Origin of the sequence: Streptomyces thermovulgaris (genome assembly GCF_002155915.1) — a bacterium.
In the GTDB taxonomy this organism is placed as follows: domain Bacteria; phylum Actinomycetota; class Actinomycetes; order Streptomycetales; family Streptomycetaceae; genus Streptomyces; species Streptomyces thermovulgaris.
This window is the reverse complement of sequence record NZ_MUME01000014.1, coordinates 16,787-40,160: the sequence shown is the minus strand read 5'-3', so window position 1 is coordinate 40,160 and position 23,374 is coordinate 16,787. Positions and strand designations below refer to the sequence as shown.

The window sequence follows — 23,374 nt, the reverse complement described above, 5'->3', positions numbered from 1 at the left end:
CACGCGCGCTGCGGATCCGGGTGGCTACGCCTCCCGGATCCGCAGCGCGCGTGCCAGGTCGTCGAGCTGGTCGACGAGCTTGCGGCGCAGCGCCGGGACCGGGTCGGCGTCGCGCAGACAGGCCCGGCCCAGGCGCAGGTGCTCGGCGTCGACGGCGTGGACGGGGAAGGCCCAGCGGCCGGCGGCCTCGGCGATGGCGGGGCCGCGGCGGGCGGCGAGGGCGACGGCGTCCCGGTAGAAGCGGGGGACGTAGTCCCGCAGGAGCTCGGCCTGCTCGGGCTGCCAGAAGCCCTGGGCGGTGGCGGTGAACAGGTAGTTGGACAGGTCGGTGCGCTCGTCGGTGGCGAACATCGCCTCCCAGGCCGCCCGTTTGGCCTCGGCGTCGGGCAGGGCGGCGCGGCAGCGGGCGGCGCCCTCCTGGCCGGTGGCGGACGGATCGCGCTCCAGCTCGGCGGCGATCGCGTCCTCGTCGACGGCGCCGAGGACGGCCAGCCGGGCGAGGATGCGCCAGCGCAGCTCGGGGTCCAGCTCGGGCCCGCCCGGCACGGTGCCCTCGGCGAGCCAGGCGGCGATGGTGTCGGGGTGGGCGGCGGCGGAGATGAAGTGCCGTACCGCGATCAGCCGCAGGCCGGGGTGGTCGCCGTCCTCGGTGCGGCGGATGACGTCCCGGCACAGCGAGGTGAGGGCGCTCAGGGCGGCGGGCCGCTCCTTCGGCTCCAGGTACCGGTCGGCGATGTGCCCGGCGAAGGCGAGGACGCCCTGCACCAGCGCCAGGTCGGTCTCCTCGGGCAGATGGGCGCCGGCGGTGGCCAGGTAGTCGAAGGGGGCCAGGTCGCCGTCGCGGACCATGTCGCGCAGGCTGTTCCAGACGACGGCCCGGGTGAGCGCGTCCGGGATGCCCGACAGGCCCCGCAGGGCGGTCTCCAGGGAGGTCTCGTCGAGGCGGATCTTGGCGTAGGTCAGATCCAGGTCGTTGGGGACGACCAGGGCGGGCCGGGTGCCGGGGCGCGGCTCGGGAGCGGCGGCGTGCGGCACGTCGGTCTCGTAGCGCTCGCGCAGCACCAGGGTGCGCCCGTCGCCGAGGTCGCGGTCGTACACGCCGACGGTCACCCGGTGCGGGCGGCTGCCGTCGCGGTCCAGGGTGAGGGTCCACCGGCCGGGCACCGCGTCGACGGACGCGGTGAGCGTGTCGACGCCGGTGGTGCGCAGCCAGGCGTCGGCCCAGGCGTGGACGTCGCGGTCGGTGGCAGAGGCGAGGGAGTCGAGGAAGTCGGCGAGGGTGGCGTTGGCGAACCTGTGCCGGGCGAAGTGGGTGTTGATGCCGGCCAGGAAGTCCTTCTCGCCGAGCCAGGCGACCAGCTGACGCAGCGCGGAGGCGCCCTTGGCGTAGGAGATGCCGTCGAAGTTGAGCAGGGCGGAGGCGGTGTCGCCGACGGACTCGGGGGCGACGGGGTGGGTGGAGGGACGCTGGTCGGCGTCGTAGCCCCAGGCCTTGCGGGCGACGCCGAAGTCGGTCCAGGTGTCGGTGAAGCGGGTGGCCTCGGCGACGGTCTGGTAGCCCATGTACTCGGCGAAGGACTCGTTCAGCCAGATGTCGTCCCACCACTTGAGGGTGACGAGGTCTCCGAACCACATGTGGGCCATCTCGTGGGCGATGACCATGGCGCGGGTCTGCCGCTCGGTGTCGGTGACGGCGGAGCGGTAGACGAACTCGTCGCGGAAGGTGACCAGGCCGGGGTTCTCCATGGCGCCGGCGTTGAACTCGGGGACGAACGCCTGGTCGTAGGAGTCGAAGGGGTAGGGCTCGTCGAACTTCTCGTGGTAGCGGTCGAAGCACGCGCGGGTGACGCCGAGGATCTCCTCGGCGTCGGCGTCGAGGTGGGGGGCCAGGGAGCGGCGGCAGTGGATGCCGAAGGGCAGACCGCGGTGCTCGGTGCGCACCGAGTGCCAGGGGCCGGCGGCGACGGCGACGAGGTAGGTGGAGATCGGCGGGGTGGGGGCGGCCTTCCAGACGCCGTCGCCGAGGTGCTCGGTGACGCCGTTGGCGAGGACGGTCCAGCCCCGGGGGGCCGTGACGGTGAGTTCGAAGACGGCCTTGAGGTCGGGCTGGTCGAAGGCGGCGAAGACCCGCTGGACGTCGTCCAGGAACATCTGCGTGTAGACGTAGGTCTCGCCGTCGGCGGGGTCGGTGAAGCGGTGCATGCCCTCGCCGGTGCGGGAGTAGCGCATGACGGCGTCGACGCGCAGCTCGTGCTCGCCGGGGGTGAGGTTCTTCAGCGGCAGGCGGTTCTCGGTCAGGCTCTGCGGGTCGAGGGGCTGTCCGTCGAGGGCGGCGGAGCGCAGGGCGGCGGGCTTGAGCTCGACGAACGTGTCCGTGGCGTCCTGGCCGGGCCGTACGGTGAACCGGATGACGGTCACGGAGTCGAAGGTGTCCTCCCCGCCGGTCAGGTCGAGGTCGACGGTGTAGTGGTGGACGTCGAGGAGCTGGGCACGGGTCTGCGCTTCATCGCGCGTGAGTACGGACATGAACGCCATGCTGCCCGATGCCGCGGACGGGGCACGAGGCGGTTTCGCCGAGAGCCGTACGGTCCGTGCGCGCGCCGGCGCGTTCGGTGCGGCGTGCGCACGGCCCCGGTGCGGCGTGTGCGGGTCGCGGGAGGTCAGCCGGCGCCGGCGGTCCGTCCGGTGCCGCTGTCCTCGGCGATGCGCTCGTGGTGGCGGATCACCTCGGCGATGATGAAGTTCAGGAACTTCTCGGCGAACGCCGGGTCCAGTTTGGCGTCCTCGGCCAGGGCACGCAGCCGTGCGATCTGCCGGGCCTCGCGCTCCGGGTCGGCGGGCGGCAGCCGGTGGGCGGCCTTCAGCCGTCCGACCTGCTGGGTCGCCTTGAACCGCTCGGCGAGCATGTGGACGACGGCCGCGTCGATGTTGTCGATGCTGTCCCGCAGCCGCGTGAGCTCCGCACGTACGGCGGGGTCCACGTCGTCAATACCGGTCCTGCTGGTGCTCATGGGCGACAACCCTACGGGGTGGGACCGTGCCCGATCACGCCCGTCCGGCGGACGCGGAGGGCCGGCGGGGCGCCTACAGTGAGAAGGGCTTCGGGGCGCCCTTGGGGGGTACGACGTGGCGGACGACGGACCGGTCGAGCACGGGTATCCGCACCTGGAGACGGTGCAGGCCGCGATCACCGCGCTGTACCGGCGGCTGTCGTACGACACCGTCCGGACGTTCGCGACCAGCGTGGCGCCGGCGGATGTGGCCTTCTGCGACACCGACGACCTGCATCTGGGTGCCCAGCGCGTGGCGCGGGAGCTGGTGCGGCACTTCCGGCTGCCGGACGCACGGCCGGTCGTCAGCTTCCGGCGGATGAGGCATGCGGCGACCGTGGAGCTGACGGCGGGGCCCGAGTACTTCATCGAGCTGAACGACCGTTTCCGCACCCACCGCCGGGACATCGGCGCGGCCCTGGCGCACGAGATCACGCACGTCTATCTGCACCGTCTGGGCCTGTCCTTCCCGGGCACCCGGGACAACGAGATCCTCACCGACACGGCGGCGGCCTATCTGGGGGCGGGCTGGCTGCTGCTGGACGCCTTCCGGGAGCACGGCGAGTCCTCGCAGAAGCTCGGCTACCTCACCCCGGAGGAGTTCGGCTACGTCCTGGCCAAGCGGGCGCTGGTCTTCGGCGAGGACCCCTCGCCCTGGTTCACCAGCCCGCAGGGGTACGAGGCGTATGCGGAGGGCATGGCCCGGGCCCGCCGCGACGGGCGGCAGCCGCCGCTGACGGCGGCCGGCTGGGCGGGCCGCCGCCGCTACGCCCGCGACCGGCGCCGCGCCCGGACCCACGGCCCGGTGCCGCTCACCCGGCCGGCGGTCCCCTACTCCTTCACGTCCGACGGGCAGGAGCCGCTGCGGGTCTCGTTCCCCTGCCCCACCTGTCATCAGCGCGTCCGGGTGCCGGTGCGGGGCCGGATCCGGGCGCGGTGCGCGCTGTGCCGGACGGTGCTGGAGTGCGACACATAAGGGGGTGTCCGGCGCCGTGACGTGCGACGGCGCCTGCCCTGTGATCCGGTCGGGGACTTGGGGCAGGCGCCGCTTCGGGGGGCTGGAGGAATCCCCCAGCTGGCCCACCCGTACGCCGTTGTACGGGACGTCCTTGGAACGGCCTCAGACCGTCAGGGCACGGTCCGTCGGGCGGATCGGGGCCGGCAGGTCGCTGGCGCCCGTGAGATAGCGGTCGACCGCGCGGGCGGCCGAGCGGCCCTCGGCGATCGCCCACACGATGAGCGACTGGCCGCGGCCGGCGTCACCGGCGACGAACACGCCGGGCACATTGGTCTGGAAGCCGGCGTCGCGGGCGATGTTGCCGCGCTCGTCGAGCTCCAGGCCGAGCTGCTCGACCAGGCCGTTGGTCTGGTCGGTGCCGGTGAAGCCCATGGCGAGGGTGACCAGCTGGGCGGGGATCCTGCGCTCGGTGCCCGGCTTCTGCACCAGCCTGCCGTCGACGAACTCGACCTCGACCAGGTGCAGCCACTGCACCCGGCCCTCCTCGTCGCCCTCGAAGCGGGTGGTGGAGACGGAGTAGATCCGCTCGCCGCCCTCCTCGTGGGCCGAGGTGACCTTGTAGAGGACCGGGAAGGTCGGCCAGGGCTGGTCGACCGGGTGCCGCTTGTCGTTGGGGCGGGGCATGATCTCCAGCTGGGTGACGGAGGCCGCGCCCTGGCGGTGGGCGGTGCCCACGCAGTCCGCGCCGGTGTCACCGCCGCCGATGACGACGACGTGCTTGCCCTCGGCCGAGATCGGCGAGGTGACGTAGTCGCCCTCCTGGACCTTGTTGGCCAGGGGCAGGTACTCCATCGCCTGGTGCACGCCCTTCAGCTCCCGCCCGGGGACGGGCAGGTCACGGGGGGTCGTGGCCCCGGCGGCGATGACGATCGCGTCGTACCGCTTCCTCAGGTCGGTCGCCTTGATGTCACGGCCGATCTCGATGCCGGTGCGGAAGCGGGTGCCCTCCGCGCGCATCTGCTCGATACGGCGGTTGATGTGCCGCTTCTCCATCTTGAACTCGGGGATGCCGTACCGCAGCAGGCCCCCGATGCGGTCCGCGCGCTCGTAGACGACGACGGTGTGGCCGGCCCGGGTCAGCTGCTGGGCGGCGGCCAGGCCCGCCGGGCCCGAGCCGATGACCGCGACCGACTTGCCGGACAGCCGGTCGGGGATCCGCGGGACGATCGCTCCGGCCTCCCACGCCTTGTCGACGATCGAGACCTCGACGTTCTTGATGGTGACCGGCTCCTGGCTGATGCCGAGCACGCAGGCCGACTCGCACGGCGCGGGGCACAGCCGGCCGGTGAACTCCGGGAAGTTGTTCGTGGCGTGCAGCCGCTCGGAGGCGGCCGCCCAGTCCCCGCGGTAGACGTAGTCGTTCCACTCCGGGATCAGGTTCCCGAGCGGGCAGCCGTTGTGGCAGAAGGGGATGCCGCAGTCCATGCAGCGGCCGGCCTGCCGGCCGATGATCGGCAGCAGGGAGCCGGGGACGGGGATCTCCTTCCAGTCCTTGACGCGCTCGGGGACCGGACGGGCGGCGGCAACCTCGCGGCCGTGCTTCAGAAATCCCTTCGGGTCAGCCATGGATCGCCGCCTCCATCATCTTCTCGGTGACCTCGGCCTCGGAAAGACCGGCTCGCTCGGCGGCGTCCTTGGCGGCGAGCACTGCCTTGTACGTACGGGGAATGATCTTGCTGAAGCGGTTCACGGCGGTGTCCCACTCCGCGAGCAGCTTCTCGGCGACGGTGGAGCCCGTCTCCTCCTGATGGCGGCGCACCACCTCGTGCAGCCACTGCTGGTCGGCCTCGTCGAGCGCCTCGATCGAGTCCAGGTTGCCGGCGTTGACGTTGTCGCGGTCCAGGTCGACGACGTAGGCGATGCCGCCGGACATGCCGGCCGCGAAGTTGCGGCCCGTCTCGCCGAGGACGACCGCGCGGCCGCCGGTCATGTACTCGCAGCCGTGGTCGCCCACGCCCTCGGAGACGACCAGGGCTCCGGAGTTGCGGACGCAGAACCGCTCGCCGACCGTGCCGCGCAGGAACATCTCGCCGCCGGTGGCGCCGTAGGCGAGGGTGTTGCCCGCGATGACGCTGCCCTCGGCGAGGTGGTCGGCGCCGCGGTCCGGGCGGACGACGATCCGGCCGCCGGACAGGCCCTTGCCGACGTAGTCGTTGGCGTCGCCCTCCAGGCGCAGGGTGATGCCGCGCGGGAGGAAGGCGCCGAAGGACTGGCCGGCGGAGCCGGTGAAGGTGATGTCGATGGTGTCGTCGGGCAGGCCCGCGCCGCCGAACCTCTTCGTCACCTCGTGGCCGAGCATGGTGCCGACCGTGCGGTTGATGTTGCGGATGGCGAGCCGGGCGCGCACCGGCGGGGCACTGGCGGCGTCGGGCGCGGCCAGGGTGTCGGCGGCGAGCCGGATCAGCTCGTTGTCGAGCGCCTTCTCCAGGCCGTGGTCCTGGGTGGTCACCTGGTGGCGCACCGCGCCCTCGGGCAGCTCGGGCACATGGAGCAGCGGCTCCAGGTCCAGGCCCTGCGCCTTCCAGTGGGCGACGGCGCGGGACACGTCGAGGACCTCGGCGTGGCCGACGGCCTCGTCGATGGAGCGGAAGCCCAGCTCGGCCAGCAGCTCGCGGACCTCCTGCGCCACGAACTCGAAGAAGTTCACCACGAACTCGGGCTTGCCGGTGAAGCGCTCGCGCAGCTCCGGGTTCTGGGTGGCGATGCCGACCGGGCAGGTGTCCAGGTGGCACACGCGCATCATCACGCAGCCGGAGACGACCAGGGGCGCGGTCGCGAAACCGAACTCCTCGGCGCCCAGCAGCGCGGCGATCACCACGTCGCGGCCGGTCTTCAGCTGGCCGTCGACCTGGACGACGATCCGGTCGCGCAGGCCGTTGAGCAGCAGGGTCTGCTGGGTCTCGGCCAGGCCCAGCTCCCAGGGGCCGCCCGCGTGCTTCAGGGACGTGAGCGGGGAGGCGCCCGTGCCGCCGTCGTGACCGGAGATCAGGACGACGTCCGCATGGGCCTTGGACACGCCGGCCGCGACCGTGCCGACGCCGACCTCGGAGACCAGCTTCACATGGATCCGCGCCTGCGGGTTGGCGTTCTTCAGGTCGTGGATCAGCTGGGCCAGGTCCTCGATGGAGTAGATGTCGTGGTGCGGCGGCGGGGAGATGAGCCCCACGCCCGGCGTCGAGTGCCGGGTCCTGGCCACCCACGGGTACACCTTGGGACCGGGCAGCTGGCCGCCCTCGCCGGGCTTGGCGCCCTGGGCCATCTTGATCTGGATGTCGTCGGCGTTGACCAGGTACTCGCTGGTCACACCGAAGCGGCCGGAGGCCACCTGCTTGATCGCCGAGCGGCGTTCGGGGTCGTACAGACGCTCCGGGTCCTCGCCGCCCTCACCGGTGTTGGACTTGCCGCCCAGCCGGTTCATGGCGATGGCGAGGGTCTCGTGCGCCTCCTTGGAGATGGAGCCGTAGGACATGGCTCCGGTGGAGAAGCGCTTGACGATCGAGGAGACCGGCTCGACCTCCTCGACGGGGACCGGCTTGCGGTCGGACGCGAAGTCGAACAGGCCGCGCAGCGTCATCAGACGCTCGGACTGCTCGTTCACCCGGGCCGTGTACTTCTTGAAGATGTCGTAGCGGCCGGTGCGCGTGGAGTGCTGGAGGCGGAAGACCGTCTCCGGGTCGAACAGGTGCGGCTCGCCCTCGCGGCGCCACTGGTACTCGCCGCCGATCTCCAGGGCGCGGTGCGCGGGCGCGACACCGCCGACCGGGTACGCCTTGGCGTGGCGGGCGGCGACCTCCTGGGCGATGACGTCGATGCCGACACCGCCGATCTTGGTGGTCGTCCCGGTGAAGTACGTGTCGACGAAGTCCTTGTCCAGGCCGATGGCCTCGAAGACCTGGGCACCGCGGTAGGAGGCCACCGTCGAGATGCCCATCTTGGACATGACCTTCAGCACGCCCTTGCCGAGGGCGCGGATGAGGTTGCGGATGGCCTGCTCGGGCTCGATGTCCGGCAGGAAGGTGCCGGCGCGGACCAGGTCCTCGACGGACTCCATGGCCAGGTAGGGGTTGACGGCGGCGGCGCCGTAGCCGATGAGCAGGGCGACGTGGTGGACCTCGCGGACGTCGCCGGCCTCGACCAGCAGGCCCACCCGGGTGCGCTGCTTGGTGCGGATGAGGTGGTGGTGGACCGCCGAGGTGAGCAGCAGCGACGGGATCGGCGCGTGCTCGGCGTCGGAGTGGCGGTCGGACAGCACGATCAGGCGGGCGCCGTTGCGGATGGCGGCGTCGGCCTCGGCGCAGATCTCCTCGAGGCGGGCGGCCAGGGCCTCGCCGCCGCCGGAGACGCGGTACAGGCCGGAGAGGGTCGCGGCCTTGAAGCCGGGCATGTCGCCGTCGGCGTTGATGTGGATGAGCTTGGCCAGCTCGTCGTTGTCGATCACCGGGAAGGGCAGGACGACGCTGCGGCAGGAGGCCGCGGTCGGCTCGAGCAGGTTGCCCTGCGGGCCCAGCGAGCTGCGCAGCGAGGTGACCAGTTCCTCGCGGATGGCGTCCAGCGGCGGGTTGGTGACCTGCGCGAACAGCTGGGTGAAGTAGTCGAAGAGCAGCCGCGGGCGCTCGGAGAGGGCGGCGATCGGCGTGTCGGTGCCCATGGAGCCGATCGGCTCGGCGCCGGTCCTGGCCATCGGCGCGAGGATGACGCGCAGCTCCTCCTCGGTGTAGCCGAAGGTCTGCTGGCGGCGGGTGACCGAGGCGTGGGTGTGGACGATGTGCTCGCGCTCGGGCAGGTCGCCCAGCTCGATCTCGCCGGCCCGCAGCCAGTCGGTGTAGGGGTGCTCGGCGGCGAGGGACGCCTTGATCTCGTCGTCCTCGATGATGCGGTGCTCGGCGGTGTCGACGAGGAACATGCGGCCGGGCTGCAGACGGCCCTTGCGGACGACCTTGGCCGGGTCGATGTCGAGGACGCCGACCTCGGAGCCGAGGACGACCAGGCCGTCGTCGGTGACCCAGTAGCGGCCGGGGCGCAGGCCGTTGCGGTCCAGGACGGCGCCGACCTGGGTGCCGTCGGTGAAGATGACGCAGGCGGGGCCGTCCCAGGGCTCCATCATCGTGGAGTGGAACTGGTAGAAGGCGCGCCGGGCCGGGTCCATGGAGTCGTGGTTCTCCCACGCCTCCGGGATCATCATCAGCACGGCGTGCGGCAGCGAGCGGCCGCCGAGGTGCAGCAGCTCCAGGACCTCGTCGAAGGACGCGGAGTCGGAGGCGTCCGGGGTGCAGATCGGGAAGATCCGCTCCAGCTTCTCCGGGTCCCCGAACAGCTCGGTGGCCAGCTGGGACTCGCGGGCGCGCATCCAGTTGCGGTTGCCCTTGACGGTGTTGATCTCGCCGTTGTGCGCGATGAAGCGGTAGGGGTGCGCGAGCGGCCAGCTCGGGAAGGTGTTCGTGGAGAACCGGGAGTGGACGAGCGCGATCGCGGAGGCGAAGCGGCGGTCGGACAGGTCCGGGAAGAAGGGCTCGAGCTGCCCGGTGGTGAGCATGCCCTTGTAGACGAGGGTGCGGGCGGACAGCGACGGGAAGTAGACGTCCGTCTCGCGCTCGGCCCGCTTGCGCAGCACGAACGCCTTGCGGTCCAGGTCGATGCCCTCGCTCACGCCGTCGGTGACGAACAGCTGGCGGAAGACGGGCATGGTGGAGCGGGCGGTGGCGCCCAGCAGTTCGGGGGCGACCGGGACCTCGCGCCAGCCGAGGACGGTCAGTCCCTCCTCGGCGGCGATCGCCTCGATGCGGGAGACGGCGTCCTCGGTGCCCTCCTGGGGCAGGAAGGCGATGCCGACGGCGTAGGAGCCGGCCGCGGGCAGCTCGAACCCGGCCACCTCGCGCAGGAAGGCGTCGGGGATCTGGGTCAGCAGGCCCGCTCCGTCGCCGGAGTCGGGCTCGGAGCCGGTGGCACCGCGGTGCTCGAGGTTGCGCAGGACGGTCAGCGCCTGCTCGACCAGCGTATGGCTCGCCTCGCCCGTGAGGGTGGCCACGAAGCCGACGCCGCAGGCGTCGTGCTCGTTGTGGGGGTCGTACATCCCCTGCGCGGCAGGGCGGGCATCCATGAAGGACGACCGGTTCGGGCGGTCGCCCCCGGAATGCTGGGACGGCTGGCGCGGCATACGCATCGGCTCTCCCGTCGTCATGTGGCCTGTGCAGGTACCGAGGGACGACGTTGGCCCTCCGCGTGAGATCCGGAATCACATAATCCGGTAAATGTCGTGCAAGTTACATGATGGACCGACCATCGGAAAACAGATGCTCCGTTCCATCATGTGAACACCGTGGATGACGGCGGCATGCCGCACCCGGCGGTGAGGACGGGGGACCGGCGGCGGACGGGATCGGTCGGATCGGCGTCCGTCGGTCCGAGGACGGGCGGGTGGTGTCACCCGGTTCCGTGGATACGAGGCAGCGGCGTCATTGCCCGCAACGCGTACGGCTCATGCCCAGTGGTTACACGGCCGAAACCGGCAGGCAACCCAACAGGCGACCCCACATGCAAGGATGTCGGGCAACAGCATCGAACAGAGCCGCCGCACAATGATGCACCTCCGTGCCCACCTGCACAACACCTGAGCGCATCATCCGGAGCGTTCGTCCCGTCCCGGGACGGTTTCACCCCAGGGTGGTTCCGAACAGCGTGCCCAGGGCGTAGGTCACCCCGGCGGCGGCACCGCCCAGGGCGAGCTGCCGCAGACCGCTGAACCACCAGCTGCGCGCGGTCACCTTGGCCACCACCGCGCCGCAGGCGAACAGCCCGAGCAGGGCGAGGAGCACGGCCGGCCACAGGGCACCGGCCCCCAGCAGATAGGGCAGCACGGGCAGCAGCGCGCCGAGCGCGAACGAGCCGAAGGACGACAGCGCCGCGACCATCGGGGAGGGCAGTTCCTCCGGGTCGACGCCCAGCTCCTCGCGGGCGTGTATCCCCAGCGCCTGCTCGGGGTCCTTCGACAGCTGCCGGGCCACCTCACGGGCAAGACCGGGCTCGACCCCCCGCGAGACGTACAGGGCGGCGAGTTCCTCCTCCTCGTCCTCCGGGTGCCTGCGCAGCTCGCGGCGTTCGACCTCCAGCTCGGCCTCGACGAGCTCGCGCTGCGAGGCGACGGAGGTGTACTCGCCGGCCGCCATGGAGAAGGCGCCGGCGGCCAGGCCCGCCAGGCCGGTGAGCACGATGGTCTGCTGGCTCACCGAGCTGCCCGCGACGCCGGTCATCAGGGCGAGGTTGGAGACCAGCCCGTCCATGGCGCCGAAGACCGCCGGACGCAGCCAGCCGCCGTTCACGTCCCGGTGCGTGTGGTTGTCGCGATGCGCCTCGTGGAGCGTCGCTTCGGTGTCGATGATGGCCATCGAGGTCCCCCAGAAGGCGGTCGCCCGCAACGACAAGGGCGACCTTCAGACGATTTAGACGAGATCTACTTTTTGACATCAGCAAATCTACGCCGGAAAATCCCCCGCTGCCAGCAAGGAAAGGCTGGGCTAACCCGGGGGCCGCGCGGTGCGCCGCTCGTCCGCGCGGCGCAATGCACGGATGTCGTACGAGTGATGCCGAGGCGCCCGGGGCTGCACGGAGCACTCCGCCGGGGACAGATCCGCCGAGGGCTCCCGCCCGGCGGGACGCCCCGAGAGGAGAGCCCGCCATGGGATCGACCGCCCGAGTCCCCCAGGCCCCGGCAGCGGCTGCGGCCTCGCTCCGCGAACGGGCGCGCGGCGCGCTGCTCGGCCTCGCCGTCGGAGACGCCCTCGGCGCGCCGGCGGAGAATCTGAAGCCGTCCGAGATCCGCGCCCGCTGGGGCCGCATCACCGGCTATGTCGCCGAGCACCCGGCCGGTACCGACGACACCGAGTACGCCGTCTTCTCCGGTCTGCTGCTGGCCCGGTACGGCTCCGCGCTCACCCCCGCCCATGTGGAGGCGGCCTGGCACGAGCACATCGCCGGCCATGCGGAGGGCTCCTTCCGCGGCGCCGGCTTCAGCGAGCGCGGCACCCTGGAGAACCTGCGCCGGGGCCTTGCCGCCCCCGTCTCCGCCCAGCACCGGCACGCCTGGAGCGACGGCCTGGCCATGCGGGCGGCGCCGTTCGGGGTGTTCGCCGCCGGACGCCCCGCCGAGGCGGCCCGGCTGGTGGCGATCGACGGGTCGGTCAGCCACGAGGGCGAGGGCATCCACGGCGGCCGGGCGGTGGCCGCCGGGGTCGCGGCGGCGATGGCGGGCGCACCGCCGGTCGCGGTCGTGGCCGCCGCGCTCGCCGTCGTCCCGGACGACTCCTGGACCGCCCGCTCGCTGCGCCGCGCCACGGCCGCCGCCCGCCGCGGCGAGCGCGCGGTCCGCTCCGCGGTGGTCGTCGCCGGCTATCCCTGGTCCGATCTGGCCCCCGAGGCCGTCGCCCTCGCCTTCGGCGCGTACGCGGCCGCCGACGGCGACTTCCGCGAGGCCGTCCTCACCGCCGTGAACATGGGCCGCGACGCCGACACCACGGCGGCGGTCGCCGGTGCCCTGGCGGGCGCGACCCAGGGCGTCTCGGCCGTCCCCGAGTCCTGGGCGGCGGCCATCGCCCCGGTCCGCGGCAGCTGCCTGCCGTCGATGGCGGGACGGCACGTCCTGGAGGTGGCGGATCTCCTGGTGGCGCGCCGTGCCCACGAGGACGGGCCGGCCGCCGGACAGTGGGAGGACACCGCGCGGGACGGGGTCCCGAAGCGCGCCGAGGCCCCCGCGCGGGCGGGGGTGCGGGGGCGGCCGGAGAAGCTCGTACGGCTGGACCTGGACGTTCTCGTGCGGTCCGAGGTCCCCGCGGCCTCCGGCGCCGCCGCACGGCCGGGCGGTCCCGGCGGGCGCGGTGCGCACCCCGCCGCCCGGTCCCTTTCCGTCTCCCCCGTCTCCCCCGCCTCTGCCGCCTCCCGTGTCCTCGCCGCGGACCGGAGCGAGGTTCCGTCATGACGCGCCGGATCGAGGGACTGCTGCTCGGGCTGGCCGCGGGGGACGCCGCAGGGTGGCCCGCCGGGCGGCACCGGGCCGCCCGGATGCCGGAGTGGACCAGACGGCTCACCCGTGAGCTGGACGCCTTCGCCGAGCAGAACGCCACGACCACGCTTCCCGTCCCCGTCGCGCTGAACCAGTCCCCGGAGCCGTTGCGGCTCGGCCCCTCCGACGACGCCGAGTGGGCGGTGTTCGCGGCGGAGGCGCTGCTGCGGGCCGGGGACGACGAGGTGCTCGGCGACCTCAGCCGGGAGCGGCGCACCCGGGCCGCGATCGACCTGACCTGGAACACCCTGGCGGGCCAGGTCGCGGCGGCGGCCGAACGCGCCCCCGAGATCGAGTCGGCGGTGCTGCCGCTGCGCGCCCGCATCTCCGTGCGGGCCGGCCTCGGCAACCTGGCGACCGGTCTGCGTCCGCCCGCCACCGGGCACGACAACCCGCACTACTTCGACGACGCCGCCTGCGTACGCGCCTGCGCGCTGGCCGTCGCCCACCCGGGCGACCCCCGGCGCGCCGCCGAGCTGGCCGAGTTCGACGCCCGCTACACCCAGGACGGCGACGGCGTCCTGGGCGCCCGCGCGATGGCCGCGGCGCTCGCCCTGGCGCTGGCCGGCGCGACGGTCGAGCACTGCGTCGCGGCCGCGCTGGCCGAGCTGCCCGAGGAGACGGAGATCGGCCGCAACGCCCGGCACGCCCTGGACCTCGCCCGGGAGGCCGGGGAGGCGTTCGCGCTCGTCCCGCTGCTGGAGCACCGGATCGTCGACCACGTCTACAGCTACGGCGTCGCCGCCGCCGAGACGGTTCCGGTCGCCCTCGCCCTGACCGCGGCGGCCGGCGGCCAAATCGCCCATGCGCTGCCGGCCGCCGCCTGCCTGTCCCGGGTGGCCGACTCGGCCCCTGCCCTGACCGGCGCGCTCACCGGTGCGCTGGGCGGCGCCGCGGCCATCCCGGAGTCCTGGCGGGAGGCCTGCCGCACCCTGTCCGGCTGTGTCCTGCCCCATCTCACCGGCACCGACCTCGTGGAACTCGCCGGGCTCCTCGAAGCCGACCGGCCGCCCCCTCCAGGGGGATGATTCGGGGCATGACACCCATGAAGGCGACAGAAGAGACATCCGGGACAGATCGGTCCCGCGGTGCGGTCCGGGACCCCGGCCCGCGAAAGCGGGGTCCCGGCCTGGAGGAGCGGATCACCGGTGCGCTCGTCGGAGCGGCCGTCGGCGACGCCCTGGGCGGTCCCGTCGAGGGCTACTCGCCCGAGCAGATCCTCGAGCGCCACGGCGGCCGTGTGCGCGGCGTCGTCGGCCCCTGGCACGGCGAGGACTGGCGCACCGCCCGCCCGATCGCCCCGTACCACAAGGGGGACGGCCACGTCACCGACGACACCCTGATGACGCACGCCCTGGTCCGGGTGTACGCACGCGTCCGCGACCACCTCGACGCCTACGCGATCGCCGAGCACCTGGTCCCCGACCTGATGACGAACCCGCGCTGGATCCCGGAGCTCGAGGCGGAGGCGCTGCCGCTGCACCGGATCTTCCTGGCGGAGAAGTGGCTGGTGGCACGGTTGCACTACGGCCACGCCGACCCGCGCGAGGCCGGCGTCGGAAACATCGTCAACTGCGGTGCGGCGATGTACATGGCCCCGGTCGGCCTGGTCAACGCGGCCAACCCGGCGGCCGCCTACGCCGAGGCCCTCGACATCGCCGGCGCCCACCAGTCCTCCTACGGCAGGGAGGCCGCGGGCGTCCTCGCGGCCGGGGTCGCGGCGGCGTGCACCCCGGGCGCGACCGCGGACTCGGTGGTGGCGGCCTGTCTGTCGCTGGCGAAGGACGGCACCCGGGCCGCGATCGAGAAGGTCTGCGAGGAGGCCCGCCGCCACACCGACGTCGAGTCCGCGCTGGGCCCGCTGCGCGAGGCGGTCGCCCCGTACGACACGGTGGGCCCCGACTACCGCAACCCCTCCCTGGGCGCCCGCCGCCCGTCCCGGCTGCACTCGGTCGAGGAACTGCCCGTCGCACTGGGGATGCTGACGGTGGCCCGGGGCGACTTCCGGCAGGCCGTCCTCGGCGCGGTGAACTACGGCCGCGACTGCGACTCCATCGCGACGATGGCCGGGGCGCTGGCGGGAGCGCTGGGCTCTCCGGTGCCGGAGGACTGGGCGCGGACGGTGGCCGAGGCCAGCCGTCTGGACCTGTGGGAGCCGGGACGCACGCTGACCGGGGTGGCCCGGGAGATCTTCGCACGGGACGTGCGGCGGCGCCGCGCCCACGAGCGGGCGTTCGCCGGGATGGGAGGTCCGGGATGCTCCGACTGACCTGGGTCCAGCCGGAGGACCTGCTGGGCCACGAACTGCGCCAGGCGGCCCAGGACGGCCGTGAGCCCTCGGCCGTCGCCGCCCGCTGGCGGGCCGCCGGCGGGCCCGAGGCCCCGGTCCGCGCGGGCGCGTCCCCCCGGCCCGCCTCCCGCTATCTGCGCCTGCTGGCGGAGGACCTCCTGGACGAGCTGTCCGAGCTGCCCAGCCGGCTGTCGGAGGCGGAACCGTCGGACCTGCCCGGGATCAGAGCCCTGTGCCCCGACTGGCCGACGCGGCGCCCGGGGCCCGCGCCCGCCGAGGAGCGTCTGGAGGCCGCCTGGCTGGGCCGGGCCGCGGGCTGTCTGCTGGGCAAACCCGTGGAGGGGCTCCCCCTGACCGGCATCCGCCGGCTGGCCCGCTCCACCGGCACCTGGCCCCCGGACGCCTGGTTCACGGCCAGGGGCGTCCCCGCCGACCTCCTGGCCGCCCATCCCTGGAACCGCCGCTCCGCGGCCACCTCCCTCGCCGAGAACATCGACGGCATGCCCGAGGACGACGACCTCGACTACCCCGTCCTCAACCTCCTTCTCCTGCAGCGCCACGGCAGGGGCTTCACCACCGCCGACGTGGCCCGCCTCTGGCTCGAGGAACTGCCCGCCGGCCGCACCTTCACCGCCGAGCGCATCGCCTACCGCAACCTCCTGCTCGGCATCGAACCCCCGCACACCGCCCGCCACCGCAACCCCTTCCGCGAGTGGATCGGCGCCCTGATCCGTGCCGACATGCACGGCTGGACCAACCCCGGCGACCCGGCCGCCGCGGCCGAGCAGGCGTACCGCGACGCCTCCCTCACCCACACCGCGAACGGCGTCTACGCCGCGATGTTCGCCGCCGCCGTCATCGCCGCCGCGGCGACCGGAGCGCACGACGTCCACGCCTGCCTGGCCACCGGTCTGGCCGTCGTCCCGCCCGGCTCCCGGCTCGCCCGGGCGGTCCGCCACGCCATCCGGCTCGCCAGGACCCACGAGGACTTCGACACCGTGGTGGACGAACTGCACGCCGCCCACGCCGACTGCCACTGGGTGCACGCCGTCCCCAACACCGCCCTGATCGCCGCCGCCCTCACCCACGCCGACGGCGACTTCACCGGCTCCGTCCGCCGTGTCGTCTCCGGCGGCTGGGACACCGACTCCAACGGCGCCACGGCCGGCTGCGTCGCCGGCCTGCTCGCCGGTTCCCCGGCCGCTCTCCCCGACCGCTGGACGGCCCCGCTGAAGAACCGGCTGACCACGTCCGTCGGCGACTTCAACGGCATCGGCTTCGACACCCTCGCCGAGCTCACCCACCGGGAGGCGTGCCGCCCATGACGCCCCGCCCGCCGCACGTCCCCGGGGCGAAGGCTCCCGCCCCGCTCACCGGTCTTCGTGTGATCGAGCTCGCCACCCTCTTCGCCGGGCCGATCGCCGCCACCATGCTCGGCGACTTCGGCGCCGATGTGATCAAGGTCGAGCATCCGAGGAAGCCCGACCCGTCGCGCGGCCACGGCCCGTCGAAGAACGGCGTCGGCCTGTGGTGGAAGATGCTCGGCCGGAACAAGCGCACGATCACGCTGGACCTGTCCACGCCCGGGGGCCGCCGCACCCTGCTGCGGCTGGCCGCCGGCGCCGATGTGGTCGTGGAGAACTTCCGGCCCGGCACCCTGGAGAAGTGGGGACTGGGCTGGCCGGAGCTGTCGGAGGTCAATCCGCGTCTGGTCCTGGCCCGGGTCACCGGGTTCGGCCAGTTCGGCCCGTACGCCTCCCGCCCCGGTTTCGGCACCCTCGCCGAGGCGATGAGCGGATTCGCCGCGATCACCGGCGAGCCGGACGCACCGCCGACGCTCCCGCCGTTCGGGCTCGCCGACTCGATCGCGGGACTGGTGACGGCGTACGCGGTGATGACCGCGCTCGCGGCACGGGAGCGCACCGGCGAGGGACAGGTCGTCGACATGGCGATCATCGAGCCGATCCTGACCGTCCTCGGCCCCCAGCCCCTGTGGTACGACCAGCTCGGCTACGTCCAGCCCCGCACCGGCAACCGCTCGCAGAACAACGCCCCGCGCAACACCTACCGCACCTCGGACGGCAGCTGGGTGGCCGTCTCGACGTCGGCCCAGTCGGTCGCGGAACGGGTGATGCGCCTGGTGGGCCGCCCGGAACTGATCGAGGAGCCGTGGTTCGCGACCGGCGCCGGGCGCGCCGCGCACGCCGATGTGCTCGACGAGGCGGTCGGCGACTGGATCGCCCGGCACACCCGCGCCGAGGTCCTGGAGGCCTTCGAGAAGGCCGAGGCGGCGGTCGCACCGGTCCAGGACGTACGGGACGTGATGGCCGACCCGCAGTACCGGGCCCTGGGTACCTTCACCACGCTGCACGACCCGGAGCTGGGCCGGCTGCGCATGCAGAACGTCCTGTTCCGGCTCTCCGCCACCCCGGGCGGGATCCGCTGGGCGGGCCGCCCGCACGGCGCGGACACCGAGGCGGTGCTGACCGAGCTGGGCCTCACCCCCGAGGAGCTGGCCGCGCTGCGCACGGAGGGTGCCCTGTGACGGCCCACGCCCTCCGGCTGCCGCCTCACCCGCTGACCTGGCTGTACGTCCCCGGCGACCGGCCCCGTGTCGTCGCCAGGGCCCTCGCCTCCGGTGCGGACGTGGTGGTCGTCGACCTGGAGGACGCGGTCGCCCCGGAGCGCAAGGAGTACGCCCGCGCCGCCACCGCCGAGCTGCTGAGCGAGCCGCCGCCGGTCCCGGTGCATGTGCGCGTCAACGCCGTCGACGGCCCGCTGCTCGCCGCGGACCTGGCGGCGGTGGTGCCCCGGCCGGGGCTGGCCGGGCTGCGGCTGCCGAAGGTGACCTCCGCCGAGCAGGTCGTCCGTGTCGCGGCACAGGTGCAGGCCCTGCGGGGGCCCTCGCCGGCCGGCGGGCCGGACCTCGCGCTGTACGCCCTGCTGGAGACGGCCCTGGCCGTCGAGCACGCCTACGCCATCGCCTCCGCGCACCCCTGGCTGCGCGGAGTCTCGCTGGGCGAGTCGGACCTGCGCGCGGACCTGGGGGTGCCGCAGGACGGTGGACTGGACTGGTCCCGCGCCCGGGTCGTGGTGGCCGCCCGTGCGGCCGGACTCGCTCCGCCGGCCCAGTCCGTGTATCCCGACATCCGCGACCTGGAGGGCCTGGCGGCCTCCTGCGCCCACGGCCGCGCCCTCGGCTTCCTCGGCCGCGCGGCCATTCACCCCCGCCAGCTGCCGGTCATCGAACGCGCCTACCTGCCGACCGAGCGCGAACTCGAGGAGGCGGAGACGATCGTCAAGGCGGCCACCGCGGACCGCGGTGCCCAGGCCCTCCCGGACGGCCGCTTCGTCGACGCGGCGGTGGTGGCGGCGGCCCGGCGCACCCTGGCCCTGGCCCGGCGGCGCTGAGCCCCGGACGCCGGCACGAACGAGGGCGCCCCAAAAGTCCGGGGCGCCCTCCTGCGCGTACGGTCACGGCCGGCGGTCAGCTCCTGCCCGCCGACTCCGCTTCGTCCTTCGCACCGGCCGGCCCGGTCGCCGCGGACGTCTGCGGTCCGTCCTCCCGCGCGTCCTCGGCGTCCTGCGCCCCGGTGTCCTTCTCCGCGGCCTTCCCGGCGGACTCGGCGGACTCGGCGGCCTTGGCGGACTCGGCGGGCGCCTTGCCGCCGGCGGCGGTGCCGGATCCCTCGCCGGAGGCGGTCACGCCCGGTTCGACCTCGGTCTCCCGGCCCGGCCGCTTCCGGGCGGACACCAGGATGTAGACCGCCGCGAGCAGGAAGACGATCAGCGCCGTCCAGTTGTTCAGCCGCAGGCCCAGGATGTGGTGGGCCTCGTCGACCCGCATGTACTCGATCCAGAACCGGCCCGCGCAGTACGCGGCGACGTAGAGCGCGAACACCCTGCCGTGCCCCATCCGGAAGCGGCGGTCCGCCCAGATCACCAGCAGCGCGACACCGACGCACCACAGCGACTCGTACAGGAACGTCGGGTGGTAGTACCCCGGCACCCGGCCGTCCGCCGCGGAGGTGATGTGCAGCGCCCAGGGAACCTGCGTCTCCCGGCCGTACAGCTCCTGGTTGAACCAGTTGCCCCAGCGGCCGATGGCCTGTGCGAGGGCCACGCCCGGCGCCACCGCGTCGGCGTACGCCGGCATCGGGATGCCCCGGCGCCGGGCGCCGATCCACGCGCCCAGCGCACCGAGCGAGATCGCGCCCCAGATGCCGAGACCGCCCTCCCACACCTTGAAGGCGTCCACCCAGTCACGGCCTTCGCCGAAGTACAGCTGGTAATCCGTGATCACGTGGTAGAGCCGGCCGCCGACCAGGCCGAACGGCACGGCCCAGACCGCGATGTCGGCCACCGTGCCGGCCCGCCCGCCACGGGCGATCCAGCGCTTGTTGCCGAGCCAGACGGCAACGAAGACACCGATGATGATGCAGAACGCATAGCCGCGCAGCGGAATCGGACCGAGGTACAGCACCCCGCGCGACGGGCTGGGAATGTAGGCAAGTTCCATGGCAGGGTCGACGCTACCGCAGCCGGAGCGGGGGGAGACCGAACAGCCCGACTACGGCTCCATAACGTCCCTGGCCCACGGCGTCCCCGGCGGGTGCCGCACCGCCCCTGACCTCTCCCCGTCCCTCTTCCGGAACCCGCCGGTCACCCCTTGCCGGCCGCCTCCACCATCTGCTTCAGCTTCTGCGGGGTCATGTCCCGGTCCTCCATGAGGTTCTTGCCGTTCAGCAGGACGGTCGGGGTGCCCGAGAAGCCGCCGGCGCCGAAGGCCTCGTGGACCTTGTCGACCCAGCTGTCGTGCGTGCCGTTCCTGACGCACTGGGCGAAGGCGGGGGTGTTCAGGCCGTCCACCTTGCCGGCCAGCTCGATGAGCCTGTCGTTGTCGGCGTAGGCGTCGTCGGTCTCCCTGGGCTGGTTCTCGAACAGCACGTCGTGGTACGCGGGGAACTTCCCGGCGTCCTGGGCGCAGGCCGCGGCGTTGGCCGCGCGCAGCGAACCGGTTCCGCCGAGGTTGCCGTCGATCAGCCGGACCAGGTGGTACTGGATCCTGAGCCTGCCGGAGTCGGTCAGCTCCTTGAGGACCGGGCGGTACGTCTTCTCGAAGGCCTGGCAGGCCGGGCAGCGGAAGTCCTCCCACACGGTGAGCGTCGACGCGGCACCGTCCTTGCCGACCGGGATCGCCAGGCTGTCCTTGCCCTGGGCGCCCGAGGGCGCCACGACCGGGCCCGCGCTGCTCTGCTCGCTCCTGCCCGCGTTGGCGGCCAGCACGCCGACCACCGCCGCCAGGCCCAGGACGCACACGACGGTCGCGGACACGATCAGCGTGCGCCGCCGCTTCTCCGCGGCCTTCTGCTTCTCCCGCTCGGCCGCCAGCCGCTGCCGGGCGGTGCGCTTCTCCTGATGGTTCTTGTCGCTCACACCCCCAGAACGAGCCGGGGAGGCGCACTGCGCCTCCCCGGTTCCAGGACCACCCGTTCGAGGGACCGGGGCGGTTGACCGCACGATCCGTCCGGGCTGCCGCCGCGGGGTGGCGCTACGCCTGTCCGCGCACCCCGAGCGCCAGCTCGCCCGCGAGCTCGCGGACGGCCTCCAGACCGGCCGCGAGGTCCGGGGCGTCCAGCATCCGCTTGACGAAGGCGGAGCCGACGATCACCCCGTCGGCGAAGCCGGCCACCTCGGCGGCCTGGGCGCGGTTGGAGACGCCGAGGCCGACGCACACGGGCAGCTCGGTGCCGGTGGCCCGGGTCCGTTCGACCAGTCCCCGGGCCTGTGCGCTCACCGTCTCCCGGGTGCCGGTGACCCCCATCAGGGACGCGGCGTAGACGAACCCGGAGCCCGCCGCGGCGATCTCGGCGAGCCGCTCGTCCTTGCTGCTCGGCGCCACGACGAACACCGTCGCCAGCCCGTGCTTCGCGGCGTGCTCCCGCCACAGCGCGGACTCCTGGACCGGCAGGTCCGGCAGGATGCAGCCGGCGCCGCCCGCCTCGGCGAGCTCGGCGGTGAAGCGCTCGACGCCGTAGCGGTCGACCGGGTTCCAGTACGTCATGACGAGCACGGGCTTGCCGGTGGCCCTGTGGGCCTCCTCGACCGTCCGCATCACGTCCGCGATCCTGACGCCGCCGCGCAGCGCGATGTCGTCGGCGGTCTGGATGACGGGCCCGTCCAGGACCGGGTCGCTGTGCGGCAGCCCGACCTCGACGACGTCCGCGCCGGCGTCGAGGACGGCCTTGACCGCCTCGATGCCGCCCTCCACGGTCGGGAAGCCGGCCGGCAGATAGGCGATGAGCGCGGACCGGCCCTCCGCCTTCGCGGCCGCGAGGGTGTCGTTCAGCAGCTGGATGGTGCCGCTCACCTGGCGTCCCCCTCGATCTCGGCGGTGTCGGTCCCGTCTGCGGCCACCTCGGCGTCGGTGTCGTACAGGCCGAAGTAGCGGGCGGCGGTGTCCATGTCCTTGTCGCCGCGCCCGGACAGGTTGACCACGATCAGCCCGTCCCCGCCCAGCTCCCGGCCGACCTCGAGGGCGCCGGCCAGCGCGTGGGCGCTCTCGATCGCCGGGATGATGCCCTCGGTGCGCGACAGCAGGCGCAGCGCCTCCATGGCCGCGTCGTCGGTGATCGCGCGGTACTCGGCGCGCCCGGAGTCCTTCAGATAGGAGTGCTCGGGGCCGATGCCCGGGTAGTCCAGGCCGGCCGAGATCGAGTACGGCTCGGTGATCTGGCCCTCCTCGTCCTGCAGGACGTAGGAGCGGGAGCCGTGGAGGATGCCGGGCTCGCCGGCGGTCAGCGTGGCCGCGTGCTCGCCGGTCTCCAGGCCGCGTCCGGCGGGTTCGCAGCCGACGAGGCGCACACCGGTGTCCGGGACGAAGGCGTGGAAGAGACCGATGGCGTTGGAGCCGCCGCCGACGCAGGCGACGGCCGCGTCGGGCAGGCGCCCGGTGCGCTCCAAGAGCTGGCGGCGGGCCTCGACGCCGATGATCCGGTGGAAGTCGCGGACCATGGCCGGGAAGGGGTGCGGTCCGGCGACGGTGCCGAACAGGTAGTGGGTGTGGTCGACGTTGGCGACCCAGTCGCGGAACGCCTCGTTGATGGCGTCCTTCAGGGTGCGGCTGCCGGACTTCACGGCCACGACCTCGGCGCCGAGCATGCGCATCCGGGCGACGTTCAGGGCCTGCCGCCTGGTGTCGATCTCGCCCATGTAGATCGTGCACTGGAGCCCGAACAGGGCGCAGGCGGTGGCGGTGGCGACCCCGTGCTGGCCGGCGCCGGTCTCCGCGATCACCCGGGTCTTGCCCATGCGCTTGGTCAGCAGGGCCTGGCCGAGCACGTTGTTGATCTTGTGGGAGCCGGTGTGGTTGAGGTCCTCGCGCTTGAGGAACACCCGGGCGCCGCCGGCGTGCTCGGCGAAGCGGGGCACCTCGGTCAGGGCGCTGGGCCGGCCGGCGTAGTGGACGAGCAGCTCGTCGAGCTCACGGGCGAACTCGGGGTCGGCCTTCGCCTTGTCGTACTCGACGGCCACCTCGTCCACGGCGGCGACGAGGGCCTCCGGGATGAACTTGCCGCCGAACGCGCCGAAGTACCCCTCGGCGCTGGGGAGCCGCCCTTCCGGATCGGGAACGAAGGATGTGCTGGGCATGCGGAAACCTCACGGTGAGTGCGGTGAACGGGTGGACACCAGTCTCCGTGGGGCGGAGCCCGTCAGACGGCCGCCGGCCGTGCGTGACCCGGCGTGTTGGCGCGGCCGGGTGCCGCGTGCCCGGACACGGCTCCGCGCCCCGAGAGGGGCGGTGCCATCGCATGCCGTTCACCTGGCCCGGTTCGTCGCCGATGACGTACCGCACCCTGCGGCCGTGCACCCGTCGTGCCGGCGCACGGCATCCCCGGGGCCGGCAGCCGCGGGCGAGGCGGGCGTACGGGTCCCTGGAGGGCTCGGGGTCGGGGGCGAAGGGC

Annotated in this window: 16 protein-coding genes; 7 read left to right on the top strand and 9 right to left on the bottom strand. The window is 73.4% G+C overall.

The genetic code is table 11. The features are described 5' to 3' along the window. Positions 1 to 24 precede the first annotated feature (24 nt). Both pepN and CCN35_RS01720 read right to left on the bottom strand, forming a co-directional pair. Positions 25 to 2,535, bottom strand: a complete 2,511-nt coding sequence (pepN, locus tag CCN35_RS01725) for an aminopeptidase N (RefSeq protein ID WP_067393023.1) — start codon at positions 2,533 to 2,535, stop codon at positions 25 to 27. A 125-nt stretch (positions 2,536 to 2,660) separates the two neighbouring features. Then, positions 2,661 to 3,011, bottom strand: a complete 351-nt coding sequence (locus CCN35_RS01720) for a chorismate mutase (protein WP_067393020.1) — start codon at positions 3,009 to 3,011, stop codon at positions 2,661 to 2,663. Positions 3,012 to 3,126: 115 nt separating this feature from the next. Between CCN35_RS01720 and CCN35_RS01715 the strand changes: the two genes are divergently transcribed. After that, on the top strand, positions 3,127 to 4,026 hold the full coding sequence (locus CCN35_RS01715) for a hypothetical protein (protein WP_067393018.1): 900 nt from the start codon (positions 3,127 to 3,129) through the stop codon (positions 4,024 to 4,026). Between the two features lie 144 nt (positions 4,027 to 4,170). Here the strand turns inward: CCN35_RS01715 and CCN35_RS01710 are convergent, their stop codons facing one another. The 3 genes from CCN35_RS01710 to CCN35_RS01700 all read right to left on the bottom strand — a co-directional run bounded on the left by CCN35_RS01710 (position 4,171) and on the right by CCN35_RS01700 (position 11,450). Continuing rightward, on the bottom strand, positions 4,171 to 5,634 hold the full coding sequence (locus tag CCN35_RS01710; RefSeq protein WP_067393015.1) for a glutamate synthase subunit beta: 1,464 nt from the start codon (positions 5,632 to 5,634) through the stop codon (positions 4,171 to 4,173). After that, on the bottom strand, positions 5,627 to 10,138 hold the full coding sequence (gene gltB, locus CCN35_RS01705; protein WP_086791318.1) for a glutamate synthase large subunit: 4,512 nt from the start codon (positions 10,136 to 10,138) through the stop codon (positions 5,627 to 5,629). Before gltB ends, CCN35_RS01710 begins: the two co-directional genes overlap by 8 nt. Before the next feature lie 580 nt (positions 10,139 to 10,718). Further along, on the bottom strand, positions 10,719 to 11,450 hold the full coding sequence (locus tag CCN35_RS01700) for a VIT1/CCC1 transporter family protein (protein WP_067393007.1): 732 nt from the start codon (positions 11,448 to 11,450) through the stop codon (positions 10,719 to 10,721). A 290-nt stretch (positions 11,451 to 11,740) separates the two neighbouring features. On the opposite strand from CCN35_RS01700, the gene CCN35_RS01695 reads away from it, so the two are divergent. From CCN35_RS01695 to CCN35_RS01670, 6 genes are read left to right on the top strand one after another with little or no spacing between them, the layout of a single operon-like run. Further along, positions 11,741 to 13,036 (top strand): ADP-ribosylglycohydrolase family protein, encoded by a 1,296-nt coding sequence (locus tag CCN35_RS01695; protein WP_236560592.1) that lies wholly within the window; start codon positions 11,741 to 11,743, stop codon positions 13,034 to 13,036. Then, entirely contained in the window at positions 13,033 to 14,148 is a 1,116-nt protein-coding gene (locus CCN35_RS01690) for an ADP-ribosylglycohydrolase family protein (RefSeq protein ID WP_086791317.1), read from the top strand. Before CCN35_RS01695 ends, CCN35_RS01690 begins: the two co-directional genes overlap by 4 nt. An 8-nt stretch (positions 14,149 to 14,156) precedes the next feature. Then, positions 14,157 to 15,389 carry an ADP-ribosylglycohydrolase family protein gene (locus CCN35_RS01685; protein ID WP_079129668.1) on the top strand — a complete coding sequence of 411 codons (1,233 nt, stop codon included), beginning with the start codon at positions 14,157 to 14,159 and terminating at the stop codon, positions 15,387 to 15,389. After that, positions 15,377 to 16,735 carry an ADP-ribosylglycohydrolase family protein gene (locus CCN35_RS01680; RefSeq protein WP_067393001.1) on the top strand — a complete coding sequence of 453 codons (1,359 nt, stop codon included), beginning with the start codon at positions 15,377 to 15,379 and terminating at the stop codon, positions 16,733 to 16,735. The genes CCN35_RS01685 and CCN35_RS01680 overlap by 13 nt, the downstream gene beginning before the upstream one ends. Further along, positions 16,732 to 17,955: a CaiB/BaiF CoA transferase family protein gene (locus CCN35_RS01675; protein WP_086791316.1), complete on the top strand. Its 1,224-nt coding sequence runs from the start codon at positions 16,732 to 16,734 to the stop codon at positions 17,953 to 17,955. Before CCN35_RS01680 ends, CCN35_RS01675 begins: the two co-directional genes overlap by 4 nt. 17 nt (positions 17,956 to 17,972) lie before the next feature. Beyond that, positions 17,973 to 18,821, top strand: coding sequence for an HpcH/HpaI aldolase/citrate lyase family protein (locus CCN35_RS01670; protein ID WP_086791319.1), 849 nt, complete (start codon positions 17,973 to 17,975; stop codon positions 18,819 to 18,821). A gap of 76 nt (positions 18,822 to 18,897) precedes the next feature. Here CCN35_RS01670 and lgt read toward each other — a convergent pair whose 3' ends face one another. From lgt to trpB, 4 genes are all read right to left on the bottom strand, one after another. Continuing rightward, positions 18,898 to 19,929: a prolipoprotein diacylglyceryl transferase gene (gene lgt, locus CCN35_RS01665; protein WP_086791315.1), complete on the bottom strand. Its 1,032-nt coding sequence runs from the start codon at positions 19,927 to 19,929 to the stop codon at positions 18,898 to 18,900. Positions 19,930 to 20,072: 143 nt separating this feature from the next. Beyond that, positions 20,073 to 20,846 carry a DsbA family protein gene (locus tag CCN35_RS01660; protein WP_067392987.1) on the bottom strand — a complete coding sequence of 258 codons (774 nt, stop codon included), beginning with the start codon at positions 20,844 to 20,846 and terminating at the stop codon, positions 20,073 to 20,075. Positions 20,847 to 20,961: 115 nt separating this feature from the next. Next, positions 20,962 to 21,780: a tryptophan synthase subunit alpha gene (trpA, locus tag CCN35_RS01655; RefSeq protein ID WP_067392984.1), complete on the bottom strand. Its 819-nt coding sequence runs from the start codon at positions 21,778 to 21,780 to the stop codon at positions 20,962 to 20,964. Then, positions 21,777 to 23,060 (bottom strand): tryptophan synthase subunit beta, encoded by a 1,284-nt coding sequence (gene trpB, locus CCN35_RS01650; RefSeq protein ID WP_067392981.1) that lies wholly within the window; start codon positions 23,058 to 23,060, stop codon positions 21,777 to 21,779. Before trpB ends, trpA begins: the two co-directional genes overlap by 4 nt. Positions 23,061 to 23,374: the final 314 nt, after the last annotated feature.